Consider the following 261-nt stretch of genomic DNA (forward strand, 5'->3'; position numbering starts at 1 on the left):
GCTGGGCGACCAGGGCCAGCCCGATGCCGGTGTTGCCGGCGGTGCCTTCGACGAGCGTGTCGCCGGGCTTGATCTTCCCGGCCTTCTCGGCCGCTTCGATCATGGTCAGGCCGATGCGGTCCTTGATCGAGCCGCCCGGATTCATGGCTTCGAGCTTGAAGAACAACTCGCAGCAGCCGGTGTCGAGGTTGCGAGCGCGCACGATCGGGGTGTTGCCGATCAGGTCGGTGACGCTGTCATAGATGGGCATGGGGGCGTGGC

The 261-nt window shown here is 66.3% G+C and carries 1 protein-coding gene; it reads right to left on the minus strand.

Annotation, left to right across the window (positions count from 1 at the left end):
• Positions 1–250, minus strand: a 250-nt coding sequence (locus tag FLQ44_RS19365) for a pyridoxal-phosphate dependent enzyme (protein WP_147695688.1), incomplete at its 3' end; no start/stop codon positions are given.
• Between the last annotated feature and the right edge of the window lie 11 nt (positions 251–261).

The sequence above is a fragment of the Vogesella mureinivorans genome (genome assembly GCF_007644035.1).
GTDB classification, from domain to species: Bacteria; Pseudomonadota; Gammaproteobacteria; order Burkholderiales; family Chromobacteriaceae; genus Vogesella; species Vogesella mureinivorans.